Genomic DNA, 23,552 nt, shown 5'->3' with positions numbered 1-23,552 from the left:
TACTCATCCTCCCGGAAGGTCACGATGTCCGTCCGATCATCAGGCGCGTGCGGCGTCGCCTTGCTCATCGCCGCCTGGGGCCTCGCCCCTTTCGCCGCCGCGGCGGGCCCGCCGCGCAGCCGCGAGTCCTTCAACGCCGGCTGGAAGTTCGCCCGCTTCGGGCCCATGCCCGACGGCTCGCGGCTCCCCGAGCCCGGCGCGCCCCGTTGGAAGATCCCGGCTCGGGCGTCGAGCGAGGAGACGGGCAAGAACAACACGGCCGACGCGGCCCTGGACGGCGACCCCAAGACCCGCTGGTGCGCCGCCAGCGGTCGGAAGGACGAGTGGCTGGCGATCGACCTCGGCCCCTCTCCCAAGGTCGCGGCCCTGGCGATCGACTGGGAGTTCCCGGACCTTCGCTACGCGTACGCCGTCGAGGCGAGCGACGACGGCCAGGCCTGGGAGGTCGTGAGATCGGTCGAGGCCGATCACCCGGTCGAGAAGATCGCGATCAACCCTGGCCGACGCCTCGTGCGCATCCGAGTCGCCGCCCCGCCCGCCGGCAAATGGGCGAGCGTCGCCGAGGTCCGCCTCTTCGACGCCGCCGCGAAACCGGTCGTCAACGAGCGGGTCGACCAAGGCGAGACCCCGGCCGCGACCGGCTTCGACGACGCCGGCTGGTGGACGCTCGACGTCCCCCACGACTGGGGGATCGAGGGGCCCTTCCGCGACGACCTGCCGAACGACACCGGCAAGCTCCCCTGGAAGGGGATTGGCTGGTATCGCAAGGCCTTCGCGGTCCCGGCCGCCGACCGCGGCCGGCGCGTCTTCATCGACTTCGACGGGGCCATGGCGAACTCGCAGGTCTGGCTCAACGGCCGGCTCGTCGGCGGCTGGCCCTTCGGCTATCAGGCGTTCCGCCTGGAGTTGACGCCCTACCTGAAGTATGACGCCGAGAACGTGCTGGCCGTCCGGCTGGACGCCGAGAAATGGGGGTCGCGCTGGTATCCCGGCGCGGGGATCTATCGGAACGTCTGGCTGGTGAAATCGTCGCCCCTGCACGTCGCCCACTGGGGCGTCTTCGCGACCATCCCCGCGCTCAACGACGACGCCGGGACGGTCTCGCTGGCCGTGACCGTCGACAACCAGCTCGACGTCGACGCCCTGGCCGTCGTCAGGGCCGTAATCTATGAGCTGGACGAACACGGGGCCGTGTCCGCCGAGGTCGCCGAGGCGAAGGCCGTCGAGCGGTCGATCCTGACGGGCGGCCAGGCGCAGGCGTCGCTCTCGGCGGTGGTCCCGAAGCCGAGGCGATGGGACCTCGAATCGCCTCGTCGCTACGTCGCCCGCGTCGTGGTCGAGCGTAGCGGCGAGGTCGTCGACGTCTACGACCAGCCCTTCGGCTTCCGCACGATCGAGTTCACCGGCCGCGAGGGCTTCAAGCTCAACGGCAAGACGGTCTTCCTCAAGGGGACCTGCAACCACCACGACCTCGGCCCCCTGGGGGCGGCCCTGAACGTGCGGGCGCTGGAGCGTCAGCTCGAGATCCTGAAGGAGATGGGGTGCAACGCCCTGCGGACCTCGCACAACCCCCCCGCGCCCGAGCTGCTGGACCTGGCCGATCGGATGGGGTTCGTGGTGATGGTCGAGGCGTTCGACTGCTGGAAGACGGGCAAGACCGCCGGCGACTACAGCGCCCTGTTCGACGAGTGGCACGCGCGCGACCTGGAGGCGATGGTCCGCCGCGAGCGGAACCACCCCAGCGTCGTCATGTGGAGCATCGGCAACGAGGTCGCCGAGCAGGACGGCCCCGAGCTGGCGAAGGCCCTGGCCGACGTCGTCCGGTCGTACGACGCCACGCGGCCGGTCACCGCGGGCTGCAACAACCCGGAAGCCGGCGTCAACGGCTTCCAGACGGCCGTCGACGCCTTCGGCCTGAACTACCACACCGACGACTACGCCCGGATCCTCGAGCACCCGGGCAACGCGAATAAGCCGATCTACACGAGCGAATCCTCGTCGTGCGTCAGCTCGCGCGGGGAGTACTTCTTCCCGGTGAAACGAGGCCGAGACTCCCAGGCCAATTTCCAGATCTCGTCGTACGACGTCGACGCCCCGCCCTGGGCCCAGCCCCCCGACGAGGTCTTCGCGGCGCTCGACCGCAACCCGCGGTTCTTCGGCGAGTTCGTCTGGACCGGTTTCGATTATCTCGGCGAGCCGACGCCTTATAACAGCGACGCCACCAACCTGCTGAATTTCTCCGACCCCGCGAAGCGCGAGGCCATGAAGGCCGAGCTGGCCCGCCTGGGCTCGCTCAAGGTCCCCTCGGCGTCGAGCTACTTCGGCATCCTCGACCTCTGCGGGTTTAAAAAGGATCGCTTCTATATTTATCAGGCGCGATGGCGTCCCGACCTGGCCATGGCCCACATCCTCCCCCACTGGAACTGGCCCGAGCGCCAGGGGCTGGTCACGCCGGTGCACGTCTACACGTCGGGAGACGAGGCCGAGCTGTTCCTCGACGGGGTCTCGCTGGGGCGGAAAAAGAAGGCCGAGTTCGAGTACCGGCTCCGCTGGGACGACGTGACGTATCGGCCCGGCGTGTTGAAGGTCGTCGCCTACAAGGCCGGTCGCGAGTGGGCGACCGACGTCGTCGCGACCACCGGCCCGGCGACGAAGCTGGCGCTGGCCGCGGACCGGGCCGAGATCGCAGCAGACGGTCGCGACCTGAGTTTCGTCACGGTCACGGTGGCCGACGCCGAGGGACGTCTCGTCCCCCGGAGCGCGAACCTCGTGACGTTCGCGATCGACGGCCCCGGCGAGATCGTCGCGGTCGGCAACGGCGACGCCGCCAGCCACGAGCCCTTCCAGGCGACCCGGCGCGAGGCTTTCAACGGCCTCGTCCAGGCGATCGTCCGCATCAAGCCCGGCCAGGCCGGGCCGGTCATCCTCAGGGCGGAGTCCGAGGGGCTCGACGCGGCCCAGGTGGTCATCAAAGGCCGGTGATCCTCCCTCCTCCCGCCTCCGCCCGGCCGGCCCCCCCCGGCCGGGCGATCCCCGAGTTCCTTCGCACTTCTCGAAACACAACCGATCGTTCTTGATTCGGACGGCGTCTCGGGTAGAATCCCGGCTGGCCTGTCCCCCAACCCGGCTCGCCGAGTGCGTCGACGATCGGCTCCCAGCATCAAGACGACCTCCGCCCCGCACGCGACGATGCGACCGCGGCGGATCCGGCGGAACTCTCGACCCCCGTTCGAACAGGGGATTCGCATGCTCAACTTCACGACCAGCGAGGCGGCCGGCGTCCTGATCGTCTCCTTCGAGGCCGTGGACGAGGAGAACATGGAATGGCAGTTCTCCCAGCGCGACTGGCTCTATAAGGCCATCGAGTCGCGCGAGGACGGGCGGTTCGCGCTGGACCTGACCGACATCGGCTATCTCGCCAGCTCGGAGATCGGCTTCCTCGTCACGGTCAAGCGGCGAGTCGACCGTCGCAAGGGGCAGCTCGTCCTCTTCGGAGTGGCGCCCTACGTCTTCGACATCTTCAAGACGATGAACCTCCAGAAGATCCTCGACGTCGCCGACACCCGCAACGCCGCCCTGGCGAAGCTCAGGAACTGACGCCCCCCCGCTCGCCGCTTTTCCTGGACGCCGGGCCCCCCGAGGCCCGATAGAGAGCATGCTCCGGCGCGCCCGCAGGCAGGACCGCCCCCGCCGCGCGCCGGTCGCCCTCCACCGCCGTTCCAGGATTGGGTGAACATGCTTCATGCGCACTTGGGCGAGCCGCCCGTCGGCTCGGGCGGGGATGCGTCCTGGGCCCCGTTCCGCCGTCGCATCGGGGCGTTGCTGGCGACGCTGGTGGTGGCCCGCGGCCTGATGCTGATGTGCGCCATGCCGCCTTTCGAAGGCTGGGACGAGTACCAGCACGTCGCCTACGTGCAGCACCTCCGCGACGGCGGCAAGACGCCGGTCATCGGCGAGACGAGGGTGCCGCCGGCCGTGCTGGCGCAAGCCGTGTCGTTCCCCCAGCCCGGCTCGGCGGTCCGCGACGGCCTCTCCGGGGTCGGCGCCGTCGGCTACCAGCAGTTCTGGGCCGATCGCCAGGACGGGACCGCCCCGGCCTTCCGCGACGCCAAGGTGATGCTCTATCAGTCGCAGCACGGGCCGTTGAGCTACCGGATGCTCCAGCCCGTCTACGCGGCGTTCGGCGGCCTCGGTTCGGTGCGGTCGTCGGTCGCGGGCATGCGGCTGATGAACCTCTTGCTGACGGCGGGGGCGGTCGCGGCGACCTTCTTCTGCCTCTCGCGGCACCTGGCGGAACGTCGAGCCGCGGCCTGGGTCGGCCTGGCGCTGGCGACGTACCCCCTGTTCCTGATCAACGGCGTCCGGGTGGCGAACGACGCGCTCGCGGTCTTCCTGGCGACGCTCACGATCTGGCTGGGCCTCTCGCTCTCGGCGAAGCCCTGGGCGACCCCGGGCCGGCTGGCGTGGGGCTGCCTGGCCGCCGGCGTGCTGGGCGGGTTCGCGGTGCTGGCCAAGGCGACCAACTACGCGCTCGCCCCCTTCCTGGGCTTCTGCGTCCTCGCCGTGGCGGCGCGGCCCGAGGTCTCGTTCCGGCGTGCGGCGGGTTGCGGGCTGGCCCTGGCCGTGGGCTTCCTGGCGGTCACGCAGGCCGAGATGCGGTTCAACCTGGCCCACTACGGCTCGATCAGCTCGATGCAGGAGGCCGCGGTCAACCACAGTCGCGGGATGGGCCGGGCCGACCTCTTCCGAACGGCCCTGGCGATCCCCTGGGCGAGTTGGGTCGCCGAACTCTGGACGCGCCTGGTCTTCTTCGCGGGCGGCTGGAGCTTCCAGGGGACGCATCCGAAGGCGGTGCTATACCATCGCGACCTCGTCGCGTTCGGCCTGCTGGGCTGGCTCTGGGGCGCCGCGGCCTGGGTCGCGAGCCGCCGGCGCGGCGAGCGGCCGGCCCCGGTCTTCGCGAATCCTCGCCTGCCGATGGCCTGCGTGGTGATCGCCGGCGGCTACACGGCGGCCCTGGGCTACCACATGGTCCAGTCGAAGCTGGCCTGGGGCCAGTGGTCGACGGGCGCCTGGTACGCGAGCGCCGCGATGCCCTGGTTCCTGACTCTCGTCGTCCTCGGCCTGATGCGCTGGCCGCTCGCCGGCCGCCTGCGGGCGCTGCCGCCGCTGGCGCTCGTGGCGACGTCGGTCGCGGCCGAGGCCCTCGCCGTCCACGGGCGGATGATCCCGTACTACACCGGGTTCGCCTCCTGGTCGGACGGCATGAACCGGCTGGCTACGTTGCAGCCCGCCTGGCTCGGCCTGCCGACGATGCTCGCCGCGGCGGGCGTCGAGGTCGTCGCCTTGGCGGCCCTGATCCTCGTCCTGCGGGACGACGCGCGGGCCGAACAGATGCCGAAAGCCGAGGCCGTCCCGATCGGGACGCGGGCGAGGCGGGCCGGCGTTCAGCGGGTCGTCGAACGCGAGTCCCGCGCGGCGGCCTGAACCGCGGCCGGCCAGGCGGCCTCCATCGAGGCGAAGAAGGCTTGCCTGGCCCCGGGGCGGCGGAGATTGTAGACGAAGATCGAGGAGCCGGCGCGATCCTGCGGGGGGATCCGGCGGAGCAACTTGTAGAGGTCGACGTGCGGATCCAGCGGCCCGTCCGGCCGCGGATACACGGAGTTGAGCTGGGTCACCGAGACGGCCAGGGCGTCGTACTCGTAGAGCGGCCGGTGCAGGGCGGTGATCGGATCGGCCTCGATCCCGTAATCGGCCAGCGAGGCGGTCCCGAAGTAATCGACGGCCAGGGTCTTGATCTGCTTGCGATCCACCAACTCTTTGAGCGCAGGGAGATCCTGGCCCCAATCGATGTTGGAGTCGGCGAGGTATTGCCAGGCCGCGTCGGGGCCCCCGAAGAGGGGGTTGAAATAGGAAAGGTAGCCGGGCGCGGCCAGGAGGCTCGTCGCAAGCTGACCCCCGATCAGCACCGCTCCCCACAGCTTCCTCATGCGACCGGCGCGGATGGCCTGGGCCGTGGCGTCGACCGCGAGCAGGATGATGGCCGGGTACAGGGCCAGCGTGTAGCGATGCCCCAGGCAGAGCGGCGAACGCATGAGAGCGACAGCCAGGAGCATGACGAACCAGATCAGGATCGCACGCTCGCGGTCGATCCGCAGGCCGCCGCGAGTCGGGCTCCGCAGACCGCGCAGGGCCGCCCAGAACCCGCCCATCGCCAGGGCCAGCTCGGGGAGCGTGCTCTTCGCGAGCATGGTGAAGGGATAATACGACCACCAGCCCTTGAGCGCCCGCACGCCCGCGTAGAACGTCGGGTGTCCGCCCTTGTTGTGGTTAAGCTGATATTCGAATGATCGCATGAACGCCGGCAAATGCAGGCCGCGCCAGGTCCGTTCGGGGTCGAGCTGGAAACCGTGGCAGGCCCAGGCGGTCAGGACGGCGATCGCCAGGCAGCCCGCGACGTCGACCGCGTAGCGGGCCGCGAGCCGGGTCCGGCCGCCGGAACCCGTCCACCAGGCCCGGACGAAGTCGAACGACCGGGCGAGCACGAAGCAGGGGATCAGCAAGACCCCGGTGTACTTGGCCGCGAACGCCATTCCGATCGCCGCCGCCGCGAGGGCCAGCCGCAGCGGGCTGGGGGCTCGGAGATAGAGGCCGATGGCCAGTGCGGCGAGGGTGGCGAGGAACGCGAAGGCCGCGTCGGTCGTCGCCAGCGACGCGTGGGCCAGCAGGCTCGGCGAGGTCGCGAGCATCCCGGCCCCCAGCGTCGCCGCCAGCAGGCCGCGGCGGTGATGCAACCAGCCGAAGGCCAGCAGGATGAGCGGCACGAGGGTGGTCAGGGTCGTCAGCATGCGGGGGACGTCGATGAGGCGACGGTTGTCGGGTCGCGGGGCCCAGACGTCCTGATGCGGCGAGGCCCCGGCCAGCCAGACCCCGGGGACCATGTTCAGCGCCAGCGGCAGGGGCGCCACCCCGAACTTCGTCAGATCGGCGTCGAGGCCGCCCCCGTGGAGGGTCTTGACCCCGACCCCGATGTAGAACGTCTCGTCATAGGTGATGCTGCTCGACCTGCGGGACAGGCTGGTCTGCGCCGCCACCGCCAGCGTCAGCAAGATCGGCACCCCGATCAGGGCGATGCGGCGCAGCCGCACCTCTCGCGACGATCCGATCGGGTCCCGGCCGGGCTCGGTCATGTCGATCATCGCTACGCATCCCTTCGGAAGAGTGTCTCGGCGGACCGTCCGAGGTAAGGCTTTCAGCGGCGGGCGGGGCGGCCCTCGCCCACGCCTGCGATCGCGGCGGGGACGGCGTCGCGGTCGAAGATGCGGACCTGCACCTGGCCCGGCCGGGGGGCGCCGGGGAGCGTGGCGACGGGGGAGCGATCGCCGATCAGGGCGCGGAGGTGTTCGGAATAGGTCGAGGGCTCGTCGACCTGCGAGCCCGTCGCGACGACCCAGCGGACGTTCGCATTGGCGGCGGCCTCGCGGACCTGGGCGAACGACGAGCCCGAAAGCCGGCTGAAGTAGAGCGACCAGTCGGTCAGGTCGAGGACCTCGCCATCGGTCGCCGAATCCGCGAGCCAGCGGCCGGCGTCCCAGTAGACGTTGAACGGACCGGGAGTCTCGACGACCGGCTCGCGGAAGCGCGGCAGGATCACGCCCAGGGCGACCGCCGCGGCCCAGACGACCGGGCCCGGCCGCAGCCGCTCGCGAGGCAGGCCGAACAGGCGGCCGGGGACGGCGACGCGGCGGATCAGCCAGTCGAGGCCGCTCGCGCCGATCAGCGTCAGGATCATGCCCGGCACCAGGGCGTTTCGCGCCGCGCAGTAGCCGGCCGTCGCGTGCAGGCGGATCAGGGCCAGAGCCGACGCCGCGAGCACGGTCGCCAGGAACAGCCAGGTCCGCGCCGGGACGGACGTGGCGCGGACCGTCGCGACCCCGATCAGGGCCGCCGCCAGCAGCGCAAGTGGGATGTTGGCGAGCACGACCTCGATCATCCGCAGCGTCGCCAGGCGGTAGGTCTCGTAGGTCGTCTGGCCCGCGGCCATCGGTGCCTCGCGCTCCAGCGCCAGGGCCGGCGATCGCGGTTCGAGGCCGAGCACGCGGGCCGGGCCGGGCTTCGCCGTGAGCGTCCCCTTGGCCGCCATGTACGGGCCGGCCAGTGCGATCGCGCCGAGGACCAATAGGGCCGTCGCGCGACGCCAGCGCGGCCAGTGGATCCGGGTCGAGCGGTGGAAGGGGATCAGGAGCAGCGTCGCCAGCAGGCTCGCCGGCAGGAGGAGCCCCTCGGGGCGGGCCAGGTAGGCCAGGGCGCCGAACGCGACGGCACCCAGCAGCCGGCCGAACGCTCCGTCGCGGAGGAACCGCACCGACGCCCACAGCCCCCACGTCCAGGCGAGCAGGAAGGTCGACTCGCTGAGGACGTTGACGACCACCGAACCGGCCAGGGGGTTCGCCAAAAAGAGGACGCAGCCCAGCCACGCCGCGCGGTCGCCGAACAGGTCGCGGCCGGTCAGGTAGAGCGGGATCACCAGCAGGACGACCGCCGCGAAGCTCGCCGCGACCGCCGCGCGCTGCCACCATTCGGGGCCCTCGCCGCCGATCAACCGATGCGCCGCGACGATCGCCAGAGGGTGCAGCGGGTGCTCGACCGCCCGGACGCCGTCGCGCCAGTCGCCGGCGTCGATCTGCCGCGCCACCAGGATCGACCGCAGGCCGTCGCGCAGGCCGGCCTCCGAATGCCTTAGCGTCCAGCCCAGGAAGCCGGCCGTCGCCGCCATGAGCAGGACGATCCGGATCCCATGCCGGAACGGGCCGCCGGCCTCGGGGATGAGGTGGGGCGCGAGGACGAGTCCAGGGGCTGCGGTGTTCACGTCGACACTCCTTCGTCTGATCGTGCCGTCAATGCGTCGCGGCCGGCTCCGAGCGGGCCAGGGCCGGCGTCAGCTCGAAGACGTGGACCTGCGCGACGCCCTTGCGCCGGGTCGGCGGGAACGAGGCGATCGGGGGACGTCCGGCGACGTGGTCGCGGACCGCCTGGCAGTACGGCCATTCGCCGATCAGGAAGGCGTCGTGGGCGACGAGATACCTCAGGTTCGGGTCGCCGTCGGCGGCCGGGAAGTCCGCGAACGAGTACCCGGGGCGCCGGCCGTAGTAGAGCGCCCAGCCCTTGAGGTCGAAGACCTTGGCGTCGGGGGGGGCGTGGGCGGCGAGCCAGTCGCCGGCCGCGCGGTAGCCGTTGTAGTCGGCGTTGATCGGGGCCAGCGTCTGCGGCCCCCACACGCCCGCGACGAGAGCCAGGCACGCCGCGTAGGTCAGGCGCGGGGCGAGCCGACGGGCGTCGGTCGCGGTCGTCGGCAGGCGGTCGGCGATCCGCCCGGCCAGGCGCACCAGACCGTGCGCCGCGGCGGCGATCAGCGGGAAGGCCAGGATGAGCGCGTGCCTCGGCGTGCAGTACCCGCCCGTCGCGTACAGGCGGACGAGGGCCAGCATCCAGAGGCCGCTGTACATCGCGACGAAAAGGCGGCCTCGCGCCTGACCGGGGTCTCGCGCGGGGCCGCGGAAGATCAGCCCGAAGGCGGCGAGCGCCAGCAAGGGGGTCGTGACGGCGGCCTGCACCGCGCGGAACATGCCGCGCCAAGCGACGGCGAACGCCTTGAGGGCCGTCTGGTCGGGGTCGAGGGGCCGTTCCCGCTCGACGGCCGTCGCCGAGGACTTCGGGGCCGTCCCCAGCAATCGGGCCACGGCCGGCTTGGTGCCGACGCCCCCCTTGATCGCGACGTAAGGCCCGACGAGCAGCACCGGCCCGACGATCACCAGGGCCGACGCCCGGATCCAGGCGGGGCGGGGGAGTCGCAAGCGGGCCGCCAGCGGCGTCAGGGCGAGCGTCGCCGCCAGCGCCGCGGGCAGAAGCAGGCCCTCGGGCCGCGTCAGGTAGGCCGCGGCCGCGCAGGCGATCGTCGGCGCGAGCCAGCTCGTCGCCCCTTCGCGGAAGAACCGCAGGGCCGACCAGCAGCCCCAGGTCCAGAAGAGGAGGAAGAGGCTCTCCGAGAGCACGTCGGCCATGACGTGGCCGGTCGTGGGGACCAGGAACGTCAGCAGGCACGCCAGCCAGGCGGAGGTGGGCCCGAACAGCTCCAGGGCGACGAGATACAGCGGGGCGACGAGCGCCGCGCCGGCGAGCACCGAGACGGCCTGCGCGGCGGTCTGCCAGCCCTGGGGGCCGTCGTCGAGGCCGAGGAGCCGGTGCGCGGCGGCGACGGCGATCGGGTAGGCGGGGTGGTCGACGGACCGGACGACCGACGCGGTCCAGTCGCCGCGGACGACGGCCTGGGCGGCGGCGACGTATCGCAGGCCGTCGGCGTACATGACCTCGGTGGTCGCGGCCAGCCGGCCCAGGAGGGCTGCGGCGAAGGCCGTCAGCAGGGCGATCCGCAGGGCGTGTCGCGCGGGTGTCACGTCGGTTCCATCCTTTCGCCCATCCGTCGCGGGCGGATCCTCCGCCCGTCGTCGTCAGCCGCCGGGCGATCGCGAGCCCCGGGGCGAGCGCCGCGGCCTGGGCCGGCTAGGGCCGTCGCCCAGGCGCCGGGGACCGTCGTCGGGGTCGTCCCCGCGTTCGGCCCGCTCGGCCAGCTCGAGGACCTCGCGGCCGAGCGGGCCTCGGCCTCGGCGAAGGCCTCGTGCGATCGCGCCGATCGTCTCCCAGGCCCGGCGTTCGGCGGCCGCCTTCCGGAGCGCCGCCCAGGTCCCCCGCGCCGCCGCCTCCAGCTCGACGATCCCCGTCAACGCCAGGAACTGCCGGCGGGGGGCGTGTTTGCGGAAGTAGAGGAGCTTGCTGTGGCGGATGACGACGCGCATCTTGGGCGAAATCGGCCGATCCTGCAAGGGCGCTCGATGCACCACCGACACGGTCGGGTCGTACTCGACGCCCCAGCCCCGGTCGCTCGCCACGCGGCAGAAGGCGACCTCTTCGTGGTAGAGGAAGAAGTCCTCGTCCATGCCCCCCAGCTCGGCCATCATCCGGGCGTTGACGAGCATGCAGGCCCCGGTCGTCCAGTCGACGGGGCCGGGCCGCAGGCGACGTCTCGGCACGTACTTGCGACGGCTCCGCGGGCTGAGCTGTTCCCGGAACGACCGCGCCAGGCTGGGGAAGACGCCGACCGAGCCCTGCGGCGAGCCGTCGGCGTTGCTCAGGCCGAAGCCGACGACGCCCGGCGGGCCCTCGGGCCGGGCCTCCAGGGCGGCGATGCGATCGAAGATCCGGCCGATCGTTCCGGGCTCGACGGCGACGTCGGGGTTGAGCAGGAGCAGCCAGGGGCTGCGCGACCCGCGCCAACCCGCGTTGACACCGGCGGCGAATCCGCCATTATCGGGCCTCAGCACCAGCCGGAGGCCGGGGCGTCGCAAGGCGTCCGGGGCCGGCGAAGGCGAGGCGTTGTCGACGACGGCGATCCGGCACGCGCCCGAGAGGAACTCGGGCTCGTGCCCGAGCCGATCCACCAGGCCCAGCACGTCCGGCCAGCCGTCGTAGTTGACGACGACGACGGTCAACCGGGCGTCGGGCCGGGTCTGAGGCTCGCGGGGGGATGCGTCCAATCGGTCGACCTCGCCAGGTTTGCCGGGCTTGCTCAGTTCCGGCGGATTTCCGGTTTCACTGGATGATTCCGTCGGCCGGGCCGATGGAAAAGCTTGAACGAAATGCCGCGCGGGGCGGCCTACGCCAAGGATGGTACGGGGAACGGCGGAGATCCGCAAAGGCCAATCGGGCGACCGAGTCGGCCCTGCGATCGTCCGGAGTCCGACCGAGGGATCGGTGGCGCCTCATGAATGATTCCCTGGAAGTCGTGGGACGGGAGCGGATCGGCGAATTGGCCGGGCGGCCGCGCCAGCGGATCGTCATCGTCGGGGCCCCCCGCGACGCGCGGATGCTGCTGCGCGACCTCCACTCGCGCCCGGTCCCGATCATCGGCTTCGTCGACGCCGGCCACCATCGCAAGACGGGCCCGCGCTCGCGGGGCCGCCACCTGGCCGTCAACCCCCGCACCAGCCCGCTCCCCGTCCTGGGCGACATCGACCGCCTGGACGAGATCGTCGACGAGGCCGGCGCCACCCACGTGCTGGTCGCGCACTCCCGCCCCCGCAAGCACCTGCGGCCCCGGCTCGCACGCCTGTCGAGCGCCCGCGTGAGCATCCATTGGGTCGCCGTCGGCGGCGAGGCCCCCGACCTGACCGGACTGGACCTCGACGGCTACGGCCCGCCGAGTCGGCCCGCGCTCGACTGGCGGACCGCGTCGGCCGGCGTCCGCAAATGGCTGCGCACCGACGGCGCCCGGCTCGCCAAGCGCGCCGCCGACGTCCTGGTCTCGGCGGCCCTCCTGACCCTCTTCGCACCCCTGTTCCTGGCGGTCTCGGCGGCGATCCTGCTCAGCTCGGGCCGGCCGATCTTCTACACCCAGGAGCGGATCGGGCAGGGGGGGCGGCGGTTCCGGATCGTCAAGTTCCGGAGCATGAACTGCGGCGCCGAGGACGCGACCGGGCCGATCTGGGCCTCCGACCACGACGCCCGCTGCACCCGCATCGGCGACTGGCTGCGGCACACGAACGTCGACGAATTGCCCCAGCTCTTCAACGTGCTCAGGGGGGACATGAGCCTCGTCGGGCCCCGGCCCGAGCGGCCGGTCTTCGTCGAGCAGTTCTCCGCGGGCATGCCCGACTACAACCTCCGGCACGCCGTCCCCTGCGGCATGACCGGCTGGGCCCAGGTCCACGGCTGGCGGGGCCGCACCTCGCTCCGCAAGCGCATCCAGTACGACCTGGACTACATCAACCGCTGGTCGTTCTGGATCGACTTCCGCATCCTCTTCATGACCTTCCAGCACGTCGCCTGGGGAAAGACCTCGTGGAACATCTCGCGCCCGCCGAGGAAGCCGGAAGCCTGAACGGGGCCGGGCCCCGACCCGCCTGCTCGATCGTGATCCCCACCTATCACGGCCGGTCGCTCTTGGAGCCCTGCCTGGCGAGCGTCTTCCGGCACCTCCCGCGCGATCCCGCGTTCGACTGCGAGGTCGTGGTCGCCGACAACGGCCCGGACGACCAGACCCGCCGCTGGTTGGCGCAGGTGCATCCTTCGGTCCGCGTCGTCCGGCTCGCCCCCGGACAGGGCTTCTGCCGCGCCGCCAACGCCGGCGTCGAGGCCGCCCGCGGCCGGTTCGTGCAGGTCCTGAACGACGACACCGAGGTCACGCAGGGCTGGATCGAGGCGGGCCTCGAACCCTTTCGCGATCCGAGCGTCGCCGCGGTCACCCCCCTGGTCCTGGTCCGCTCGACGCCCGACCGCGTCGACTCGGCGGGCGACAGCTACAGCCTGGCCGGCTGGCCCTCCAAGCGGGGCCACGGCCAGCCCGCCGTGCGATGGGCCTCGCGGCCCGTCGAGGACGTGATGAGCGCCAGCGGCTCGGCCTCGTTCTACCGCGCCGACGTCCTGCGCCGGCTGGGCGGCTTCGACGCGACGCTGGTCTCGTATTACGAGGACGTCGACCTGGGCTTCCGCCTGCGGTGGGCGGGCCTTCGCGTCGTCTTCACGCCCCACTGCCGCATCCTGCACGACATCTCGGCCACCGCCGACCACCGCAGCCCCCGGCTCCAGCGGCTGATGGCCCGCAACGCCGAGCTGGTCTTCTGGTCGAACCTGCCCGCGCGTCGACTGGCGGCGGCCGTCGTGCCGCACGTCGGCCTGCTGTTGGCCCAGTCCGCCTGGCGGTTGGCCCGGCTGCGCTTCATCCCCTTCTTCCTGGGCAAGGTCGACGCCGTTCGCGAGCTGGGCAAGCTCCCGGCCCGACGCAAGGCCCGCGCCGACCTGGGCCGTCGGGCCGTCCGCCCGCCCCACTTCCCCGTCGGCCTGGGCTCGCTCCAGGACGTCGTCAACCACCTCCGCCGCCCCCGCGAAGCCTCGGCCCTCCGCGACGACGCCCGGGGCTGAGACCCGTCCCCTCGGATCGTTCGGCCGATCCCGGCATCGGTGCGCGCAAATCGCGCGGATCCGACGCCTTGACATCCTCTCACCGGTTGGTACTGTGTATCGCATGGTAGCGACGGATGGGCGCGGGGGATAGGTGCGATGAGTCCTTGGGAGACGCAGCTGCGCAAGGGGCTGGTGGAGCTGGCGGTGCTGGCGACGATGGTCGGCGGCGAGGCGTACGGCTATGGGATCGTCGAGCGGCTGCGGAAGATCGAGGGCCTGGAGTTCACCGAGAGCACGGTCTACCCCGTGCTGGCGAGGCTGGCCCGCGAGGGCTTCCTGGCGATCCGCGCCGAGCCGTCGCCGGCCGGGCCGATGCGGCGCTACTACCGCCTGACGTCGGAGGGGGAGCGACGGTTCCGGGAGATGACGCGGAGCTGGCGAACGGTCTCCGCGAGCCTTTCCAACTTACTCGAAGGGGTGCAAGGATGAGCACGGCGGAGATGAGCGCGACCATGAATTCCACGCGGATGCTGATCGACGCGCGGCTGGATGCGATCGACCGGGCGCTGCTCGGCCGGGTGTCGCGGGCCGAGCGGATGGACGTCGTCGGCGAGGTCGAATCGCGGATCGACGAGCTGCTGCGCGAGCGCGTCGGGCCCGGCCGGGAGCCTTCGCGCGACGACGTCCTGGCCGTGCTGGCCCGGATCGACCCGCCAGAAGCCTACCTGGGGGACGAGGGGGTTGAGCCTCGTCGCGATCCGGTCGCCCTGCGGCCGGCGGCAGCGACCGGCCGGCTCGACGCTGCGGGCGACTCGTCGTCGAATACGGCCAAGGCGTCGGCGATCCTGGGGGCGATGGCCGCGGCCTCGTCGGCCCTCTTCCCGATCGGGTACGGCCTGGGAGCCCTGCTCAGCTCCGAGCTTGCTCTATTCCTGCTCTGGGGGTTCGCCGGCCTATTCATGACGTTGGCCGGGACGATGGCCGTGGTTCTGGCGATCACGGGCGGCGTCTGGAGGCCTTCGACGCTTGTAGGCCTCTCCTGCGGGTCGGCGGCCCTGGGATTCGCCCTCGCAGCGGCCGACATCCTGTTCTTTTACTTCCTTTTGAGTTCTTGAACCGAGGGAGCCGCGTGCTCGGGCACGGCCGACGACCGCCGCGCTTCAGTCGTAGAGGATCTCGGCCAGGTCGAGCGTGAAGCCTGGCAGGACGTCCTCTCCCGACAGCTCCCTGGGCGAGACGAGCGTCTCGGGCTCGCGTCCGGGACGGTAAATCTCCACCGTTCGCGACTCCGGGTCGATCAGCCAGCCCAGGCGCACGCCCTGGGCGAGGTAGCCGGCCATCTTGGCGCGGAGGTCGGCGATCGAGTCGCTGGGTGAGCGGATCTCGGCCGCGAAGTCGGGGATGATGCGGGAGAAGCGCCTTCGCTCGCGCGCCTCGACGGCCTCCCAGCGGTCGCGGCGGATCCAGGAGGCGGCCGGGGCGCGGATGGACCCGTCGGGCAGGGTGAACCCCGTCGAGGGGCTGAAGGCCTTGCCCAGCCCTGTCGCCTTGTTCCAGTTCCTGAGCTGTGCGCCCAGCTCAAGCTCCCGGCCTCCTCCATCGGGCGATGCGGGCGTCATGACGATCAGGCCTCCGTCGGCCGCACGTTCGAGCCGCAGGTCGGGGTTGGCGGCGGAAAGGCGTGCGAAGCCTTCGGCGTCGACGGCGAGGTGGACGTCGGCCGGGATCCACAGGGATGTTGAGACGTCGCGGCCGGTCTCGGCCCGGACGTGCTCGATCGTGCTCGTCGCCATTCGGCTGCGCCCGTCACCATCGATAAGATTCGGCGTCCCGCGGCCTTCAATCTGGCCCCGGGATCCGGGGGCGTCAAGTCCTCGTCTCGGGCAGCGTCGTCGGCCTCAGCCGCCCGTCGAGCCGGCGAGCAGGGGGGGCCGCGGCTTCGTCATCTCGTCGAGGATCGTCGGATGGTCGGGGTCGCCGACGAACGTGCCGTGGCATTCCACGACCTGGCTGCCATAGGCGTCGTGCTGCTCCTTGAGCAGCCCGTGCAGCTCGGCGAGCTTGTAGTGCGGGACGGTCGGGAAGAGGTGGTGGGGGATGTGCATGTCCTGGCCGTAGATGAACACCGCCCAGCGCGTGAAGGGATCGACGAAGAAGACCCGCGAGTTGGTCAGCCGCCCGGAGTCCGCGTTCGAGTGCTGGTAGACGTCCCGCAGCAGCATGAAGAACGGGAAGGTCGAGAGCAGGGGGACGATCCAGAGCAGCACCACGTAGGCGGGCGAACGGCCGTCGGTGGCCCATCGGGTCATCGCCAGCGTCGCCAGCACGACCGTGAAGAACCAGAGCCGCGACGAGCCAGCGAAGCGCGTCGAATAGGCCTGGTGGAACGGGGACTGAAATACGGCCCGGTCCGGCAGGGTGTAGGCGACGAGCGTCCCCAGGGCCCCCGCCACCAGCGCCGCGGGGACGATCCAGCCCGGCCGGCCGGTCGTCGTCAGGAACACGAACATCGCGTTGATCGCCATGACGTAGAGCACGCCCAGGCACGTCGAGAGCCGGGGCAGGTAGACGTCGCACCACCGCCCGCCGACCGTGCCGGTGTAGATGCTCCGGCCCTTGCCCAGGGTGTTGACCGTCATGTAGGCGAACTGGTATTCCGCGAACCGGATCGGCGCGACGAACATGCAGAAGTAGATCAGGGCGATGAATCGCTGGCGCGTCATCGGGAACTCGAACGCCCGCTTGCCGCGCCCCAGGTTCAGCAGGTCGGGGTCCTTCTCGGGGTCGTTCGTGTGCTGGTGGTGCGCCATGTGGAAGACGCGGTAGAAGTGCACCGACGTCAGGATCGGGAACATGCAGAACAGGTCGGGGATCAGGTCGTTGAGGAACCGGTTCTTGACGAACGTGTAGTGCGACGACTCGTGCCCCAGCCCCGCCAGCCGATGCTGCAGGGCCCCGACCAGGACCATCGCCGCGGCGAACACCGGGACGTTCCACCACCACGACCATCCCCAGCCCGCACGCGACTCCGCGAAGACGACTGCGCCGCCGATCGCCAGGACGAGGCACGCGTACTCCCGCGCAAGGTACAGCAGGTTCGTCACGTCGTCCGGCCGTCGCAGTTGCATGATCCGCCGCTGCAGGACGACGTCGTCGAACGACGGCCGTGCGGTCTCTGAGACGCTCATTCTGGCTCCCCCCCCGATCTCCGGGCGAAGTCTCGACGTTGAAACCCGCCCAGCCCCTGGGAATCTACTCCTTTAAATCGGGATTCTGTTTTCTCTATTCCATGTATTTTGCCCGAATATCCAATCCTACGTAAAGGTCGCTTAATGCCAGGACGAGTGGGCACAGCCGCTCGACGGCGGCGGACGGACTTCGGCGCGCGACGACTTTACATGGGACGCGAGGGTTTTCTCCTGATCCCTACGTCATTTGGGACGGGGCCGCGTCGGCGGCGCGGGCACGCGGGCGACATGGTCACGGCAAAATCTTCTCGCGAAATACTTTCCGTCAAACGCCCTGAATTCATGCGGGGGAATGAAATGAAGGTGGCGAGGGGGCGGGGAGTGTATTCCATATAAATTCTATAGAAATTATAGAACTAACCTTGATCCCCTACCGATCCCTCGTTATGTTTAGGTCGTCCTGGCCGACGTCGGGTTTCGAGACCTCTTCCCGCTCGCACCTCGTCGGCCTCTCAGGAGTGCAGAGCATGCCGAGCCGAACGAATCGAGGCTGTTGTTGACGCCCATCCAGTAGGGCGTCCGGGAAGGACCTCCGCCTCCCGGCGTTGCAGGCCCCCGTCATTCGCGGGCGATCGACGGACTTCGATCGACTCGCGGTCCGCACCGAACACGAGAACCCGGAGGCTCCGGGACCGCCGCGGCGCGAAGGTCGCGCCCGGGTCCCGTCGGAGCCCCCTCGCTCCCAAAACGTGAAAGCGAAATCGAGACGTCTCATGAGCAAAAAATTCCTGTCGGTCGGCGACACGTTGATCAATCCGGAGCTGCTGGCCTACGCGGTCGTCGACGGCGACGGTCCGGAGGGGCCCGAGCTGCGGCTGGGCTTCTCCTCGCAGGCCGGGGGCCGGAACGACCTGCTGGTGAAGGGCGAGGCGGCCGGCGAGATCCTCCGCTGGCTGCGGCTGAACGCCGACTTCCTGACCAAGCAGGGGACGTTCGGCCCCAACGGCCCGACCCGCCACGCCCATCGCGAGTACCGTCGGCTCGACCCGCCGGCCGCGCTCCACGAACTCCCCCCCGCGCTCGGCCGCTCGCCGGACCTCGTGGGCCGTTATTGACGAATCACCCCGCCCGTTCGGGCTTCGATGCACCCTTTCGCGGGGGCCCCTCTTAGCAAGGGGGAGGGGCTTTCGCCCGACCTGATCCCGCCACGCACAAACGGGGTCCTCCTTTTTGCAAGGGGGGAGGCCTCCGAACCACTTCCCGACATCCCGCCTCCGAGGGCGGACCATCCTCAGCAAGGGGGGAAGGTCCGCCCTTTCTCGTTGCGCCCCGGGCTCGCTCGGGCCCTCGACGGTTGCGACGCGACGCGGCGAGGGGCACGATAGGGGCGCCGGAACCGACCCCGCCCAGGAGCCGCCCCGTGATCCCCCACCCTGCGCCCCGTGCCTTCCGCACACCCAGCCTGATCGCGTTCACCCTACTGACGCTCGCGCTCGGGGGCCCACAGGGGCGGTCCGCCGAGCCTCCCGACGGAGCGGTCGCCAAGGCGGTCGTCCGGATCCGCGAGGGCGGGAGAAACCGGCTGGAAGCCGCGAAGTGGACGCCCTGGGACCAGGGCTACGTCGTCGAGGGCGACGCTTTTGTGTGCGACAACGGCGAGTCCGCCGGGGCGCGGCGGGGGGCGTCGCAGCGGGTCGTCCTGGACCAGAAGCGGGCGATGCCGATCGTCGCGACCGCGTGGAGCAAGGCCGAGGGCGTCTCGGGCGGCCCCGACGCCGATTACTCGCTCTATCTGGACCTGGTCTACGACGACGGCACGGCCGTCTGGGGCCGGTCGTCGCCGTTCAAGGTCGGCTCGCACGATTGGCAAGAGGCCCGCGTGGCGTTCGTCCCCGCCCGGCCGATCAAGGAGCTTTCGGTCAACCTGCTGATGCGGGGCCACGCGGGCAAGGCCTGGTTCCGGGGCGCGCGGCTGGAGGTCGTCGAGGCCGGCGCGGGCGGGGTCGTCTTCGACGGCGTGCCGGTCGTCCCGAAAAGCCCGGCGAAGGAGGGCTTCCAGGTCCGCGACGTCGCGGCCGACGGCGATTTCGTCCATCTCGCCAGGCAGGCCGTCGGCATCGAGCTGACGGGCGGCCGAGACGTGAAGGACGCCGAGTCGTTCGACGTCGTCCTCCGCGACAAGACCGGACGCGACCGCGCGGTCACCCTGGTCTACACGACGCCCGTCGCGGCCTCGGGAGCCCGCTGGCTCGACGACCCGCGGCGGGCCTCGGCCGTCGAGCCGGGCCGGGAGTACCTGAGGTCCGCGCCCTCCCAGTTCCGGGCCGGCGCGAACGGGCGGATGTCGGCCTACCCGTTCGGGGCCGTCGTCCAGGGCGGTCGTGGGACGGCCCTGGGGCTCGACATGGCGCGTCCGGCTTTCTTTCGGGTCGGCTACAACGCCGGGACCGAGGAGCTGTTCATCGCGTTCGACGTCGCCCTGACCGCCGAGAAGAACGAGGCCCGGCTGCGGTTCCGCCGGTTCGGCTTCGATCCCGCGTGGGAGTTCCGCGCCGCGCTCGACGCCTACTACCGGCTGTTCCCGGAGGCCTTCGAGCGGCGAGTGGCCGAGCAGGGGCTCTGGATGCCCTTCACCCCGATCAGCCAGGTCAAGGGCTGGGAGGACTTCGGCTTCCGCTTCAAGGAAGGGAGCGACGAGCCCGAGTGGGACGACGCGCACGGGATCCTGACGTTCCGCTACACCGAGCCGCTGACCTGGTGGATGCCGATGCCCGCCGGCATGCCCCGCACGCTGGCCGCCGCGACGGCCGAGGCCGAGCGGCTCGCGGCCTCCGGCAAGGCCGAGGCTCGCGCCTGGCGATCGAGCGTCTACCACGACCGCGACGGCGGGCCCGTCGCCCTCTTCCGCGACGAGCCCTGGAACAAGGGGGCCGTCTGGAGCATGAATTCGACCCCCGGCCTCGCGTCCGACGACGACTTCGCCGTCAAATGGAACCCGCGGATCCGCGACCGCCTCTACGGGCCCGGCCGCACGAAGGGCGACCTCGACGGCGAGTACGTCGACTCGAGCGAGGGCTACGTCACCGACGAGCTGGACTTCCGCCGCGACCATTTCGCGAGGTCGGAGGCGCCGCTGGTCTTCGCGCTGGAGGACCGCCGCCCGGCCGTCTTTCGTGGGACGATCGCCTTCGAATACGTGCGGGGCATCGCCCGCGACGTCCACGGCATGGGCAAGCTGATGATGGCCAACTCCACTCCCGACCGCCTCTGCTGGCTGGCCCCGCTGCTGGACGTGATGGGCACCGAGTCCGACTGGAACCCGGGCGGCCGCTGGCGGCCGATGCCCGACCCCGAGCTGCTGCTCCGCCGCGCCCTCTGCAAAGGGAAGCCCTTCTGCTTCCTGATGAACAGCGAGTTCGACCGCCTCGGCCCCGACAAGGTCGAGAAGTACATGAAGCGGTCGGTCGCCTACGGGATGTTCCCCGGCTTCTTCAGCCACAACGCCTCCGAGGGCGCCTACTTCACCCGCCCCGAGCTGTACGAGCGGGACCGACCCCTGTTCCGCAAGTACGTCCCGCTGGCCAGGCTCGTCGCCGAGGCCGGCTGGGAGCCGATCACGAGGGCCCGCTCGGGCGACGAGCGGGTCTACGTCGAGCGCTTCGGCGACCGCCGCCTGACCGTCTTCAACGACTCCGCCGAGCGGATCTCGACGACGATCACGCTCGACGCCGCGAAGACGGGCGAGGGTCGTGAGCTGGTCCGGGGGACGGCCGTCTCGTGGCGGGAAGGGAAGGCCGCGCTGGAGCTGGATGCGGAGGACCTCGCGGTCCTGGAAATCCCCTGAGCCGCCCTCGACGGGATGGGGCGATGCGACGAGGACGTTGAAAAGGCCGCGGATTTAATCCAGAATCCAGGGAGATTGATACCGGAGAGGCCGTCCCCGATCGTCTCGCCCGCCCCTCCTCGAAGAAAGGCCCACGCCCCGATGTCTTCGCCCGCCGCCCCCGCCACGACGAGCGCCCGCCCTCGCGTCCTGATCGTCTCCGAGAACATCTCGATGAAGAGCGGCGGCGAGACGGCGATGGGCTACTTCTACGCCAAGCTCTTCCGGGCCCGCGGCGTCGAGGTCTGGCTGGCCTGCCACGAGCGGGTCGGCGCCGAGCTGAAGGCCGGGTTCCCGGACGACCTCGACCGGATCTACCTGGCGAGCGACACGCCCTTGCAAAAGACCCTCTACCGCATCTCGCAGTTCTTCCCCGCCCGGCTCCGGGAGATGATCTTCGACCAGCTCATCCACTACCGCACCCAGATGCGTCTGCGCAAGCACGCGATCGACCTGGGACGCCGCGGCCTGATCGACGTGGTTTTGGAGCCCGCGCCCATCACGCCCCGCGGGCTGAGCTTCATGTACGACCTGGGCGTGCCGGTGGCGATCGGGCCGCTCTGCGGCGGCCTCGACTTCCCGCCGGCATTCCGCCACCTGGACTCCAGGCTGACGCGGGCGACCTTCATGTTCACGCGCAGCCTGTCGAACCTGGCGAACCGGCTGGTGCCGGGCAAGCGCAAGGCCGACGTCCTGATGGTCGCGAACCGGCAGACCGCCTCGGCCTTGCCGAGCGGGTGTCGGGGGCGGGTGATCACCGTGATCGAGAGCGCCGTGGACCTCTCGCTCTGGGGCGCGCCGCAGGACGGCCCAGCCCCGGCGAGCGACGGCGACGAGCGGCCGCGGTTCGTCTTCTCGGGGCGGTTCGCGGACTGGAAGGGGATCGGCTACCTGGTCCGGGCGTTCGAGCTGGTGCTCCAGAAGCGGCCCGACTGCGTCCTCGACCTGATCGGCGCCGGCGACATGTTCGAGGAGATCAAGGGGACCGTCGAGGGCTCGCCGGCGCTGCGGTCGGCCGTGAACCTGCACGGCTGGATCTCGCGGCCCGAGGCCATGAACATCATCCGCCGGGCCGACGTGTTCGTGATGCCCTCGATCCGCGAGTGCGGCGGGGCCGCGATGCTGGAGGCCATGGCGCTGGGGAAGCCGGTCGTCGCGACGAACTGGGCGGGGCCGGGCATCTACGTCAACGACAGTTGCGGCATCCCGGTCGATCCCGGCTCGGAAGAGGGCTTCGTGAGGGGCCTGGCCGACGCCATGCTGCGGCTCGCCGACTCGCCCGAGCTGCGCGAGCGACTCTCCCGCGGGGCGCTAGCGCGGGTCCACGAGATGTACCTCGACTGGGATGGCAAGGCCGACCGCGTCCTGGAGATCCTCACGGCGCTGGTCGAGAAGCGGCCGATCCCCGAGGGCCAGCCGGTCGACGTGTGACCGACTCGTCGGCCGCCGCCGGCTCGCCCGACGGGACGGGGACGTCGACGCCGGTCCCGAGCGGGACGCCGAAAACCGGCGTGCCCTCGGCGTCCCAGGTGAACTTCTGGGCGCGCGTGGATCGGTCCGCGTAGCCCACGGCCTTGCCCGGCTTGGCGTGGTAGGCGATCCAGTCCTCGCGGCCGTCGGGCGACTTGAAGAACGAGTTGTGGCCCGGGCCGTAGACGCCGGAGGCGTCGTTCCGCTCGAAGGCCGGCCGGATCCGCGGCTCCCACGACTTGCTCTTCATCGGGTCGGCGTCGGGGGCGATCGAGGCGATCCCCAGCTTGTAGTCGGGCGTGTCGGCGGAGCAGGTCGAATAGGCCAGGAAGATCCGGCCCTGGTCGCCGCGCCGCAGCGCGACGGGCCCCTCGCGGACGACGTCGCACCCCAGGCCGTCGACGTCCAGGTAGACGCGGGGCCCGACGAGCGTCCACGGGTCCGTCATCCGGCTGATGTAGAGCCCCTGGCCCGAGGGGCTGGGCCGGCCGCACCAGACGAAATAGAGCGCGTCGCCGGGCATCGTCAGGACGGTGCCGTCGATCGCGTAGAACTCGTCTTTCGGGTCGGTCTTGAGCTTCGCCTTGAACGCGTACGGCCCCATCGGGTCGTCGGCCGCCGACTCGGCGACGTACATCCGGTGGCTCGGCTCGCGGCCGTCGCCGGCCGTGAAGTACAGATACCAGCGCGGCCCCGCGCCGGCGTCGAGGCGATGGAACTCGGGGGCCCAGAGGTCGCGGTTGCGGGTCGCATCCTCCTCCCGCCAGACGATCCGATCTTCGGCCGTTTTGAGGTCCTCCAGCCGCCGGGCCCGGCGGAGCCGGACGTCGCGGCCGGTGGTCGTCGCCAGGTGGTACCAGCCGTCATGGACCATCAGCCAGGGGTCGGCCCCCTGGAGCTTGATCGGGTTCCGGAACGTGGCGGGCTTCCCGACCTCGGCCTGCGCCCGCGCCGGGGCCTCCGCGGTCGCGAGCCAGCCGCCGAGGGCCAGGAAGAGGGCCGCGATCCGAGGCGTCCTGAGGGAGAGGACGGTCATGGCATTCGTCCTTCGGGAT

17 protein-coding genes are annotated in these 23,552 nt (G+C 71.0%); 10 read left to right on the top strand and 7 right to left on the bottom strand.

All coding sequences use genetic code 11. The features are described 5' to 3' along the window. Positions 1–24: 24 nt before the first annotated feature. The 3 genes from galB to PZE19_RS10515 all read left to right on the top strand — a co-directional run bounded on the left by galB (position 25) and on the right by PZE19_RS10515 (position 5,487). Entirely contained in the window at positions 25–2,982 is a 2,958-nt protein-coding gene (gene galB, locus PZE19_RS10525; RefSeq protein ID WP_277860572.1) for a beta-galactosidase GalB, read from the top strand. Positions 2,983–3,246: 264 nt separating this feature from the next. Continuing rightward, positions 3,247–3,597 (top strand): STAS domain-containing protein, encoded by a 351-nt coding sequence (locus tag PZE19_RS10520; RefSeq protein WP_277860571.1) that lies wholly within the window; start codon positions 3,247–3,249, stop codon positions 3,595–3,597. 138 nt (positions 3,598–3,735) lie between these two features. After that, positions 3,736–5,487 carry an ArnT family glycosyltransferase gene (locus PZE19_RS10515; protein WP_277860570.1) on the top strand — a complete coding sequence of 584 codons (1,752 nt, stop codon included), beginning with the start codon at positions 3,736–3,738 and terminating at the stop codon, positions 5,485–5,487. Here the strand turns inward: PZE19_RS10515 and PZE19_RS10510 are convergent. The 4 genes from PZE19_RS10510 to PZE19_RS10495 are packed head-to-tail and all read right to left on the bottom strand — an operon-like array spanning position 5,448 to position 11,591. Further along, positions 5,448–7,199, bottom strand: coding sequence for a hypothetical protein (locus PZE19_RS10510; protein WP_277860569.1), 1,752 nt, complete (start codon positions 7,197–7,199; stop codon positions 5,448–5,450). The genes PZE19_RS10515 and PZE19_RS10510 overlap by 40 nt on opposite strands. Before the next feature lie 53 nt (positions 7,200–7,252). After that, entirely contained in the window at positions 7,253–8,869 is a 1,617-nt protein-coding gene (locus PZE19_RS10505; protein WP_277860568.1) for a glycosyltransferase family 39 protein, read from the bottom strand. 28 nt (positions 8,870–8,897) lie between these two features. Then, entirely contained in the window at positions 8,898–10,454 is a 1,557-nt protein-coding gene (locus PZE19_RS10500) for a glycosyltransferase family 39 protein (protein ID WP_277860567.1), read from the bottom strand. 54 nt (positions 10,455–10,508) lie between these two features. Further along, positions 10,509–11,591, bottom strand: coding sequence for a glycosyltransferase (locus PZE19_RS10495; RefSeq protein WP_277860566.1), 1,083 nt, complete (start codon positions 11,589–11,591; stop codon positions 10,509–10,511). 227 nt (positions 11,592–11,818) lie between these two features. Here PZE19_RS10495 and PZE19_RS10490 point away from each other — a divergent pair, with 227 nt between their 5' ends. The 4 genes from PZE19_RS10490 to PZE19_RS10475 all read left to right on the top strand — a co-directional run bounded on the left by PZE19_RS10490 (position 11,819) and on the right by PZE19_RS10475 (position 15,071). After that, a complete protein-coding gene (locus PZE19_RS10490) occupies positions 11,819–12,934 on the top strand; it encodes a sugar transferase (protein ID WP_277860565.1) in 1,116 nt (371 codons plus the stop codon). Then, positions 12,895–13,974 (top strand): glycosyltransferase family 2 protein, encoded by a 1,080-nt coding sequence (locus PZE19_RS10485; RefSeq protein WP_277860564.1) that lies wholly within the window; start codon positions 12,895–12,897, stop codon positions 13,972–13,974. The genes PZE19_RS10490 and PZE19_RS10485 overlap by 40 nt, the downstream gene beginning before the upstream one ends. Positions 13,975–14,112: 138 nt before the next feature. Then, a complete protein-coding gene (locus PZE19_RS10480; protein ID WP_277860563.1) occupies positions 14,113–14,445 on the top strand; it encodes a PadR family transcriptional regulator in 333 nt (110 codons plus the stop codon). After that, positions 14,442–15,071: a hypothetical protein gene (locus tag PZE19_RS10475; RefSeq protein WP_277860562.1), complete on the top strand. Its 630-nt coding sequence runs from the start codon at positions 14,442–14,444 to the stop codon at positions 15,069–15,071. Before PZE19_RS10480 ends, PZE19_RS10475 begins: the two co-directional genes overlap by 4 nt. Positions 15,072–15,116: 45 nt before the next feature. Here the strand turns inward: PZE19_RS10475 and PZE19_RS10470 are convergent, their stop codons facing one another. Both PZE19_RS10470 and PZE19_RS10465 read right to left on the bottom strand, forming a co-directional pair. Further along, positions 15,117–15,749, bottom strand: a complete 633-nt coding sequence (locus PZE19_RS10470; protein ID WP_277860561.1) for a Uma2 family endonuclease — start codon at positions 15,747–15,749, stop codon at positions 15,117–15,119. A gap of 105 nt (positions 15,750–15,854) precedes the next feature. Beyond that, positions 15,855–17,144, bottom strand: coding sequence for a fatty acid desaturase family protein (locus PZE19_RS10465; RefSeq protein ID WP_277860560.1), 1,290 nt, complete (start codon positions 17,142–17,144; stop codon positions 15,855–15,857). Between the two features lie 773 nt (positions 17,145–17,917). On the opposite strand from PZE19_RS10465, the gene PZE19_RS10460 reads away from it, so the two are divergent. The 3 genes from PZE19_RS10460 to PZE19_RS10450 all read left to right on the top strand — a co-directional run bounded on the left by PZE19_RS10460 (position 17,918) and on the right by PZE19_RS10450 (position 22,458). Further along, positions 17,918–18,259 carry a hypothetical protein gene (locus PZE19_RS10460; RefSeq protein ID WP_277860559.1) on the top strand — a complete coding sequence of 114 codons (342 nt, stop codon included), beginning with the start codon at positions 17,918–17,920 and terminating at the stop codon, positions 18,257–18,259. Positions 18,260–18,564: 305 nt separating this feature from the next. Next, complete coding sequence (locus PZE19_RS10455) at positions 18,565–20,988, top strand: hypothetical protein (RefSeq protein ID WP_277860558.1); 2,424 nt, start codon at positions 18,565–18,567, stop codon at positions 20,986–20,988. Positions 20,989–21,129: 141 nt separating this feature from the next. Continuing rightward, entirely contained in the window at positions 21,130–22,458 is a 1,329-nt protein-coding gene (locus PZE19_RS10450; protein ID WP_277860557.1) for a glycosyltransferase family 4 protein, read from the top strand. Here PZE19_RS10450 and PZE19_RS10445 read toward each other — a convergent pair. Then, complete coding sequence (locus tag PZE19_RS10445; RefSeq protein WP_277860556.1) at positions 22,403–23,533, bottom strand: glycoside hydrolase family 43 protein; 1,131 nt, start codon at positions 23,531–23,533, stop codon at positions 22,403–22,405. The two genes, PZE19_RS10450 and PZE19_RS10445, sit on opposite strands and share 56 nt — an antisense overlap. Positions 23,534–23,552 lie beyond the last annotated feature (19 nt).

Source organism: Paludisphaera mucosa (assembly GCF_029589435.1).
Lineage (GTDB): Bacteria > Planctomycetota > Planctomycetia > Isosphaerales > Isosphaeraceae > Paludisphaera > Paludisphaera mucosa.
This window is presented reverse-complemented; position numbering and strand designations above follow the sequence as displayed.

What these genes read in the sequence shown, in the direction of transcription:
- galB (WP_277860572.1), top strand. Translation starts at nt 25, where the DNA reads ATGTCCGTCCGATCATCAGGCGCGTGCGGCGTCGCCTTGCTCATCGCC.
- PZE19_RS10520 (WP_277860571.1), top strand. Translation starts at nt 3,247, where the DNA reads ATGCTCAACTTCACGACCAGCGAGGCGGCCGGCGTCCTGATCGTCTCC.
- PZE19_RS10515 (WP_277860570.1), top strand. Translation starts at nt 3,736, where the DNA reads ATGCTTCATGCGCACTTGGGCGAGCCGCCCGTCGGCTCGGGCGGGGAT.
- PZE19_RS10510 (WP_277860569.1), bottom strand. Translation starts at nt 7,199, where the DNA reads ATGATCGACATGACCGAGCCCGGCCGGGACCCGATCGGATCGTCGCGA.
- PZE19_RS10490 (WP_277860565.1), top strand. Translation starts at nt 11,819, where the DNA reads ATGAATGATTCCCTGGAAGTCGTGGGACGGGAGCGGATCGGCGAATTG.
- PZE19_RS10480 (WP_277860563.1), top strand. Translation starts at nt 14,113, where the DNA reads ATGAGTCCTTGGGAGACGCAGCTGCGCAAGGGGCTGGTGGAGCTGGCG.
- PZE19_RS10475 (WP_277860562.1), top strand. Translation starts at nt 14,442, where the DNA reads ATGAGCACGGCGGAGATGAGCGCGACCATGAATTCCACGCGGATGCTG.
- PZE19_RS10470 (WP_277860561.1), bottom strand. Translation starts at nt 15,749, where the DNA reads ATGGCGACGAGCACGATCGAGCACGTCCGGGCCGAGACCGGCCGCGAC.
- PZE19_RS10465 (WP_277860560.1), bottom strand. Translation starts at nt 17,144, where the DNA reads ATGAGCGTCTCAGAGACCGCACGGCCGTCGTTCGACGACGTCGTCCTG.
- PZE19_RS10460 (WP_277860559.1), top strand. Translation starts at nt 17,918, where the DNA reads ATGAGCAAAAAATTCCTGTCGGTCGGCGACACGTTGATCAATCCGGAG.
- PZE19_RS10450 (WP_277860557.1), top strand. Translation starts at nt 21,130, where the DNA reads ATGTCTTCGCCCGCCGCCCCCGCCACGACGAGCGCCCGCCCTCGCGTC.
- PZE19_RS10445 (WP_277860556.1), bottom strand. Translation starts at nt 23,533, where the DNA reads ATGACCGTCCTCTCCCTCAGGACGCCTCGGATCGCGGCCCTCTTCCTG.